The following is an 8300-nucleotide window of genomic DNA, read 5'->3' as shown; positions in this document are numbered from 1 at the left end:
CCGCCGGGCGGTGTCCGACCGGTGAACGGCTGGCTCCTCGCCGCGATCGTCCTGCTCCTGGGCGGTACGGCCCCGGCGATCCTGGGCGTGGCCACCGGACCCGTACGACGCCGGGTCCTCGCGCAGAACCTCGCCACCCTCACCGGCTGCCTCGTCCTGCTCCTGCTGGCGCAGGGGTACGGGCGTTCCGCCTACCTGGATTCCGCGCTCGTCCTCGCCGTGCTCGGCCCCGCCGGCACGCTGATCTACGCACGGCTCTTCGTGGAGGAACTGGTCGCCGACCCGCCGCGCGGCCGCGCCTCCGACGTCCTCGCCGTCGTCGCGTCGGCCGCGGTCGTCGTACCGCTGTGTGTGGTCACCGACCCGGGCAGGGCCACGGTGAAACTCCTCGTGATCGGGACGCTGCTGGTGGCGGGCAACCTGATCTCCTCCCGGGCCCTGCGGCACAGCCCGCCGCCCCTGCCCCAGGACACCGAAGGGGCCGCCGGCCATGGATGACGTACTGATCGTCGTCACCCTCCTGCTCGTCGCCGCGGCCGCCACCGCGGCCGTCCTGGTCCGCGACCCCGCGCGTCAGGCGCTCGTCCTGTCGCTGCTCGGCCTCACCCTCGCCCTGCTGTTCACCGTCCTCCAGGCCCCCGACGTGGCGCTGTCCCAGCTCGCCGTCGGCTCGGCGCTGACACCGCTCCTGCTCCTTCTCTCCGTACGGAAGATCCGGCGCCGCGGCCTGCCACGGCCCGCCGAGCCGTCGCCGTCCACGGCGAACGGCCGGAGGGGGACGGCATGAGCCGCAGGCTGCGGATGTGGGTGCTGGCGCTCGGCACCGCCGGGGTCGCCGTCCTGCTCGTCACCGCCTACCTCGAACTCCCCGGCTTCGGCGGCGACTCCCACCCCTACGGCGACCGCGCGGTGAGCGCCTCACTGGCCCACCGCACCGCGAACGTCATCTCCTCCGTCAACTTCGACCAGCGCGGCTTCGACACGCTGGGGGAGGAGAGCATCCTCTTCGCCGCCGTCCTCGGCACCGTCGTGCTGCTGCGCCAGACCCGCGACGAACGCCAGGTCGAGCCCGCCCCCGCCCAGGTCGCCGCCTTCGTACGCCGATACGCGCTCTACGCGCTGCCCGTCACGCTCCTGGTCGGCCTGTACATCGTCGCCCACGGCCAGCTCAGCCCCGGCGGCGGTTTCCAGGGCGGGGTGGTCGTCGCGACCGCGCTGCACCTGCTCTACATCGCCGTCGACTACCGCGCCCTGGAACGGGTCAGACCCCTCTGGCTGTTCACCCTCGGCGACGCGATCAGCGAGAGCGCGTACGCCCTGCTGGGCATCGCCGGACTCGTCTGGGGCGCCGCGTTCCTCGCCAACTTCGTGCCGCTCGGCACCTTCAACACCCTCTCCTCCGGAGGGACCGTCCCGCTCCTGAACGCGGCCATCGGCGTGGAGGTCGCCTGCGCGGTGGTCGTCCTGCTCGCCCGTTTCCTGGACCAGGCGGTCGAGATCGAGAAGGCCGGGTGAGAGGGGAACCGATGTCCGTACTGCCGTACCTGGTAGCCGCGTGGATCTTCCTCGTGGGCTGCTACGGGCTCGCCACCAGCCGCAACCTCCTCCACGCGGTCGGCTGCCTGGCCGTGTGCCAGTCGTCCACGTACGTCCTGCTGCTCGCCGTCGGCTACCGCGACGACGGCACCGCCCCCGTCTTCTCCGACCTGGCACCGGGCTCCCGCCCGGTCGTCGACCCCGTCGTCCAGGCCCTCGCCCTCACGGACGTCGTGGTCGGCGCCACCCTCACCGCGCTGCTGCTCGCCCTGGTCATCCAGGTCTCCAAGCGGCACGGCACGGTGGATCCCGACGAACTGTCCGAGCTGCGCGGGTGAACCAGCTCCTGCCGCTGATCGTGGCATCGCCGCTGCTCGGAGCGGCCCTCCTCGTCGCGACCGGCCGCCGGCTCCGCCGGATCGTCGCCGAGACCGTGGGCTGCGCCGTCGCCGCGGGCACCGCCGGCCTCGCCGTGTACCTCCTCGTGGCGTCCCCCTCCTCGCGTCCCCTGGTCGAATGGGCCGGCGGATGGACACCGCGGCACGGGCACAGTGTGGGGATCGTGCTCGTCGGGGACAGGATCGCCCTCGGGCTCGCCACCCTGATCTCCCTCCTGGTCGTCGCCGTACTCGCCTACTCCTGGCGGTACTTCGAAGAACCGCCGCAGCAGCAGACCGGGACCTTCCCGGCGCTGGTGCTGCTCTTCCAGGCCGGCATGTGCGGATTTGTGCTCACCGGCGACCTGTTCAACGCCTTCGTCTTCTTCGAGCTGATGAGCGTCGTCGCCTACGCCCTGACCGGCTACCGCGTCGAGGAGGCCAAGGCAGTCCAGGGCGCGCTCACCTTCGGTGTCGTCAACTCGCTGGGCGCGTACGTCACTCTGACCGGTCTCGTGCTGCTGTACGCGCGCACCGGCGAGCTGGGCATGCGGCAGATCGGCGCGCGGCTCGACGCGAGGGGCGGCCCCGACGCGCTGGTCCTCGTCGCCTTCGCGCTCGTCCTGACCGGACTGCTCGTCAAAGCCGCCGCCGTCCCCTTCCACTTCTGGCTCCCCGACGCCCACGCCGTCGCCCCCACCCCGGTCTGCATGCTGCTGTCCGGCGTGATGGTCGAGCTGGGCGTGTACGGCGTGGGGCGCGTGTACTGGACCGTCTTCGCCGGGCCCGGCGGCGTGGCGTCCTCCGACGCGGAACGCGCCCTGGTCACGCTGGGCACCGCGTCCGCCCTGGTCGGAGCCGTCATGTGCTGGCAACAACGCCACCTCAAACGGCTGCTGGCCTACTCGACCGTCGCCCACACCGGCCTGTTCCTGGTCGGCCTCGGCCTGCTCGGCCCCGACTCGACGACCGGCATCGCCCTCTACGTCCTCGCCCACGCGGGGGTGAAGGCGGCCCTGTTCGCCTGCGTCGGCATCCTGCTGGACCGGTACGGCAGCGTCGACGAGCACGAACTCCACGGCAGGGCGCGCCGGCTCCCCCTGGTGGCGGGACTGTTCGCGGCGGGCGGCCTGGCCCTCGCCGGGCTGCCCCCGTTCGGTACGGCCCTCGGCAAGGCGCTCACCGAGGAGGCCGCGGGCACCCCGCTGACCGTCCTCTTCGTCGGCGTGTCGGCGCTCACCGGGGGAGCGGTGCTGCGCGTGGCGGCCGGCGTCTTCGGCGGCTGGGGACCCCGGCCCGTCGGCGACGAGACGTACGAGACCCACGGTGAGCGGGAGAAACCGGAGACCAGCGGGACCTTCGGACGCGTCCCCGACACCATGGTGGCGGTGCCGGCCGTCCTGCTGCTCGGCGGTCTGGTCGTGGGTGTCGTCCCGGCCGTCGCGACCCAGGTCGGGCTCGCCGTGGACGAGGCGCTGCCCGGTACGGCGTCGTTCGCGCCGGAATGGACGACCACGGGCGTGCTGCTCGGGCTCCTCTCGGCCGCCCTCGCCGCGGCCGTCGGCACGTACGCGGCCCTCCGTCCCCCGGGCGCCACGGCGCGCGACTGGACCGCGCCGCTGCGCCGCCTCCACTCCGGGCACATCGGGGACTATGTCGCCTGGCTGCTGGTGGGCATGGCGCTGCTCGGCGCGCTCACCTTTCCCGGCTACCTCGCGAGTTGAGCGGGACGGGGTAGCGGGCCGGGGTCAGGAGCCGGGGCCGGTGCCGGGTCGGAGGGGATTCGGCGCCGGGTTTCGGAGGCGGGTCCAGGGCCGCGATCAGGGCCGGGACCGAGGACGCGCCGAATTGCGGGCGACCGGGAGATGACCCAGTCGGAGATCGGTGAGACACTGGTCCTCTCGCAGACGCATGCCGCTCAAGGCTGCTCTCGCGCACCCTCCCCCAGCTCCGTACGGGGACGCCCACCGACCGGTGGGCGATCAGTGAGTGATCATTGACCGGCCACGCCGAGCACAGGCGACGTGTGGCCGTGCCCGACGGGGAATGATGAGGGAGACAGCTTGCCAGCGGGTCGACCGGCATTCAGGCCGCGCGTCCGCTCGACTATCCGAACGGTTGTGCATGCCTTCTTCACCGTCGCGCCAGGATCCGTCGCAGGAACCGGCCGCCGAGGACGCGCTGAACGCGCGCCCGCAGCACCACGACATCTTTCTTGAGCCCCGCTACACCGTCGAACTGGCGCCGCTCCCGGAGGACGAGATGGACGGCGAGAGCGAGAGCTTCTTCGTCAGACCCCCCGTCCCGGTACGCCGCCGTACCTCCGCCCCGCGTCGTTCGTAGGAACTGGGCTGATGAGCGGCACGGAATCGGGTAAGCGGTCGGGTATGGATCTCCCGAAGGACGGCGACCGTCCTCTGCTCGACGGCCTCACCGTGGACGACCGCCGCCCGGAGCAGCCGGTGCTGCTCGACGGCCAGGGCCGGGCCGTCCGGACGTGGCGTGAGAACTACCCGTACGACCGCAAGGTGGGACGGGCGGAGTACGACAGGACCAAGCGGGTCCTCCAGATCGAGCTGCTCAAGCTCCAGCGGTGGGTCAAGGACACCGGCCAGCGCGTCGTTGTCGTGTGCGAGGGACGGGACGCGGCCGGCAAGGGCGGCACGATCCAGCGCTTCACCGAGCGGCTCAACCCCCGTGGGGCCCGCGTGGTCGCCCTGGAGAAGCCGACCGAACGCGAAGCCGGCCAGTGGTACTTCCAGCGGTACGTCGCCCACCTCCCGTCCGCCGGGGAGATCGTCTTCTTCGACCGCTCCTGGTACAACCGGGCGGGCGTGGAGCGCGTGATGGGCTTCTGCACGCCCGGCGAGTACGAACAATTCCTCCAGCAGGCCCCGCTGTTCGAGCGGATGATCACCGAGGACGGCATCCTGCTGGTGAAGTTCTGGTTCTCGGTCTCCCGCACGGAACAGCGCACCCGGTTCGCGATACGGCAGATCGATCCGGTACGGCAGTGGAAGCTGTCTCCGACCGACCTCGCCTCGCTGGACCTCTGGGACGAGTACACCGCCGCCAAGATCGACATGTTCCGGGCGACCGACACGGCGGCGGCGCCCTGGACGGTCGTGAAGAGCAACGACAAGAAGCGCGGCCGGCTGGAGGCGATGCGCAGCCTGCTCCGGCGCTTCGACTACGCGAACAAGGACGAGAAGGTGGTCGGGGAACCGGATCCGCTGATCGTTGGCCCGGCGGACACCCTGCTGGAGCCGGGGGAGGAGAGCACGGACCTCTCGCCCACCCCGCTCGCCGACCGCATAGAGGGACCGGGCGACCATCCGTCCGAATGATCCGCCGGCAGGATCCGCCCGTCCGAATGATCCGCGGGCAGGATCCGCCGGCCCGGGGCCCGGGACAGGACGTCCCGGGCCCCGGGCCGTGTCCGGTCAGAAGACCCCGGACGCCTCCGGCCACGTGATCCGGTAGTACTTCAGTTCCTCGTCCTCCGACACCAGGCGCATCCCGGCCGCGCTCATGACGTGATGGGACGCGACGTTGTCCTGGTCCGCGTCGCCGTCCACCCGCGTGATGCCCCGCGACCGCGCGAATCGGAGCAGCTCGCGCAGCGCCTCGGAGGCGTACCCCTGGCCCTGCGCCGAGGGGATCAGGCCGTAGCCGATCGTGACCCTACGGTCCTCGTCGGGGGCTCCGTGAAAACCGAGGCCGCCCACCGCCCGGCCGTCCTCGCGGCGGCGGATCTCGTACGCCCCGAACGGCTGGGGATCCCCGGTGATCGCGCAGGTCGTCAGGAAACGCCTGGCCCCGACCATGTCCCCGTCGGCGGGGTAGCCCGGCGCCCACCGGTCCTCGCTGTCCGGCTCCCCCGCCGCCACCCGCTCGGCCTCCATGACACTCAACGGATGCAGTACCAGCCGCTCTGTCACAAGATCGTCCATGACAGGGAGGACTATCACGGGACAGCGCGGCGTGTCACCGGCGCCTCCGGGCGTCGTCCGGGCGTCGTGCGGGCGTCGTGCGGGCGTCAACAGGGCGTCAACGTACGGCGGGAGACCGCCAGGGTCCCGTCAGGCCTCCGGCCGCGCGAGCCGTACGGGCCGCGGAGGAGCACCCTGGAAGGGAGGCCGGTTCCCGGCCCCGCGAGAACCGAAGAGGTGCATCATGACTTTCCGCTTGCGCGACCGCGTCGCACCGGGGCTGGGCGCCGGGCTGATCGTGACCGGACTGGCCCTCTACGTACGGAGGTTGCGTACCATCGCGGCGGCCGACGCGGGGTATCTGCGCCGCCTCCACGACACCGCCGAGCTGTCGCAGGCGGCCGGGGCTCCGGACGCCGTGGTCGACCAGGTCGGCCGCCAGCTGGCCGACACGCTGGCGTTGCGGGGCTGGCGCTTCGAGTACGGCAACCTCATGGGCCATCCCGCGCGGCTGGCGCAGGACGGCGAGGTGATCGTGGACCGGCAGCCGTGGGACCTGGAGCGGCGGGGCTGGCCGGAGGGCGAGATCGAACTGCGCGCGGCGGCCAACGGCCACTACTGCGGCCGTTTCATGATCGTGCCCGCGCCCGGGACCGTACCGTCCCGGCAGGTCAGGCTGGTCGCCGTCACACTCGCGGACCACGCGGGGGCCGCGCTGGACACCGCGAGGCCCGTGGCCGACCGCTGACCGGCGGAGGCGGTGGTTCCGGGGCGACCGCACCCCACCCGGCGTAAGGAATCTGTCAAAGCCGTCGTGGCGACCGTAAGGGACCCGTCAACGCCCCGCCGCGCCCTCCCGAACCGGGGTTGGCTGTGGATTCATGGGACATGGCAGACGCGGCAGGCTGCGCATCTATCTGGGTGCGGCGCCCGGGGTCGGCAAGACGTACGCGATGCTCTCCGAGGCGCACCGCCGGGTCGAGCGCGGTACGGACTGTGTGGTGGCCCTGGTCGAGCACCACGGCCGGCCGCGTACGGAAGTCATGCTGCACGGCCTGGAGGAGATCCGGCGCCGGGAGCTGGAGTACCGGGGCACGGTCTTCACCGAGATGGACGTCGACGCCGTCCTGGAGCGCGATCCGGCCGTCGCGCTGGTCGACGAGATGGCCCACTCCAACGTCCCCGGCTCCCGCAACGCGAAACGCTGGCAGGACATCGAGCAGTTGCTCGACGCGGGGATCGACGTGGTGTCCACCGTCAACATCCAGCACCTGGAGTCGCTGGGGGACGTGGTCGAGTCGATAACGGGGGTACGGCAGCGGGAGACGGTCCCGGACGAGGTGGTGCGGCGGGCCGACCAGATCGAGCTGGTGGACATGTCCCCGCAGGCCCTGCGCCGCCGCATGGCCCACGGCAACATCTACCAGCCGGACAAACTCGACGCGGCCCTGTCGAACTACTTCCGGCCCGGGAATCTGACCGCGCTCCGTGAGCTGGCGTTGCTGTGGGTGGCGGACCGGGTGGACGAATACCTCCAGGTGTACCGGGGTGAGCACAACATCCGCTCGACCTGGCAGGCCCGTGAGCGGATCCTCGTGGGGATCACCGGCGGGCCGGAGGGCCGTACGCTCATCCGCCGCGCGGCCCGCCTCGCCGAGAAGGGCGCGGGCGGCGAGGTGCTCGCGGTGTACATCGCCCGCAGCGACGGGCTGACCTCCGCGTCCCCGAAGGAACTGACCGTCCAGCGCACCCTGGCCGAGGATCTCGGCGGCACGTTCCACCACGTCGTCGGGGACGACGTGCCGCACGCGCTGCTCGACTTCGCGCGCGGGGTCAACGCCACGCAGATCGTGCTGGGGTCCAGCCGCCGCAAGACCTGGCAGTACGTGTTCGGTCCCGGCGTCGGCACGACCGTCGCCCGGGAGTCGGGGCCCGACCTCGACGTCCACATCGTCACGCACGGCGAGGTGGCGAAGGGGCGCGGGCTCCCGGCCGCCCGTGGGGCACGGCTCGGACGCTCCAGGATCATCTGGGGATGGCTGGCGGGGGTGGCGGGACCGGCGCTGCTGACCCTGCTGCTCAACCAGATGGCGCCGGAGGTGGGCCTCGCCAACGACATGCTGCTGTTCCTGGCCCTGACGGTGGCCGCGGCGCTGCTCGGCGGACTGTTTCCGGCCCTGGCCTCGGCCGCCTTCGGCTCGCTGCTGCTCAACTACTACTTCACGCCGCCCCTGCACCAGTTGACCGTCGCCAGCCCGAAGAACATCGTCGCCATCGTCATCTTCGTGGCGGTCGCGGTGTCGGTGGCGTCGGTGGTGGACCTGGCGGCCCGCCGTACCCACCAGGCCGCCCGATTGCGGGCGGAGTCCGAGATCCTGTCGTTCCTCGCGGGCAGTGTCCTGCGCGGGGAGACCACCCTGGACGCCTTGCTGGAGCGGGTACGGGAGACCTTCGC

General features: G+C 71.9%; 10 protein-coding genes. 9 read left to right on the top strand and 1 reads right to left on the bottom strand.

Annotated features, from left to right (window positions below; all coding sequences use genetic code 11):
* The 7 genes from GT042_RS02945 to ppk2 all read left to right on the top strand — a co-directional run.
* A partial coding sequence (locus GT042_RS02945; protein ID WP_345943660.1) for a monovalent cation/H+ antiporter complex subunit F occupies positions 1 to 498 on the top strand: 498 nt, incomplete at its 5' end.
* The gene (locus GT042_RS02940) at positions 491 to 787 is read left to right on the top strand and encodes a DUF4040 domain-containing protein (protein WP_161307124.1); all 297 of its coding nucleotides are present in this window, start codon (positions 491 to 493) and stop codon (positions 785 to 787) included. The genes GT042_RS02945 and GT042_RS02940, both read left to right, overlap by 8 nt.
* Positions 784 to 1515, top strand: coding sequence for an MnhB domain-containing protein (locus GT042_RS02935; protein ID WP_161307123.1), 732 nt, complete (start codon positions 784 to 786; stop codon positions 1513 to 1515). The genes GT042_RS02940 and GT042_RS02935 overlap by 4 nt, the downstream gene beginning before the upstream one ends.
* An 11-nt stretch (positions 1516 to 1526) precedes the next feature.
* The gene (locus GT042_RS02930; protein WP_161307122.1) at positions 1527 to 1874 is read left to right on the top strand and encodes a sodium:proton antiporter; all 348 of its coding nucleotides are present in this window, start codon (positions 1527 to 1529) and stop codon (positions 1872 to 1874) included.
* A complete protein-coding gene (locus tag GT042_RS02925; protein WP_161307121.1) occupies positions 1871 to 3637 on the top strand; it encodes a complex I subunit 5 family protein in 1767 nt (588 codons plus the stop codon). Before GT042_RS02930 ends, GT042_RS02925 begins: the two co-directional genes overlap by 4 nt.
* A gap of 400 nt (positions 3638 to 4037) precedes the next feature.
* Positions 4038 to 4256 carry a hypothetical protein gene (locus GT042_RS02920; RefSeq protein WP_161307120.1) on the top strand — a complete coding sequence of 73 codons (219 nt, stop codon included), beginning with the start codon at positions 4038 to 4040 and terminating at the stop codon, positions 4254 to 4256.
* Between the two features lie 44 nt (positions 4257 to 4300).
* A complete protein-coding gene (ppk2, locus tag GT042_RS02915; RefSeq protein WP_237530422.1) occupies positions 4301 to 5260 on the top strand; it encodes a polyphosphate kinase 2 in 960 nt (319 codons plus the stop codon).
* Positions 5261 to 5356: 96 nt separating this feature from the next.
* Here ppk2 and GT042_RS02910 read toward each other — a convergent pair whose 3' ends face one another.
* Positions 5357 to 5866, bottom strand: coding sequence for a GNAT family N-acetyltransferase (locus GT042_RS02910; RefSeq protein WP_161307118.1), 510 nt, complete (start codon positions 5864 to 5866; stop codon positions 5357 to 5359).
* A 223-nt stretch (positions 5867 to 6089) separates the two neighbouring features.
* On the opposite strand from GT042_RS02910, the gene GT042_RS02905 reads away from it, so the two are divergent.
* On the top strand, positions 6090 to 6593 hold the full coding sequence (locus GT042_RS02905) for a hypothetical protein (RefSeq protein WP_161307117.1): 504 nt from the start codon (positions 6090 to 6092) through the stop codon (positions 6591 to 6593).
* 133 nt (positions 6594 to 6726) lie between these two features.
* The coding region (locus GT042_RS02900; protein ID WP_161307116.1) for a DUF4118 domain-containing protein at positions 6727 to 8300 on the top strand (1574 nt) is incomplete at its 3' end.

Origin of the sequence: Streptomyces sp. SID3212 (genome assembly GCF_009865405.1) — a bacterium.
Taxonomy (GTDB): Bacteria; Actinomycetota; Actinomycetes; order Streptomycetales; family Streptomycetaceae; genus Streptomyces.
Note: the sequence above shows the minus strand (reverse complement) of the source record. Positions and strands in the feature narration are given on the sequence as shown.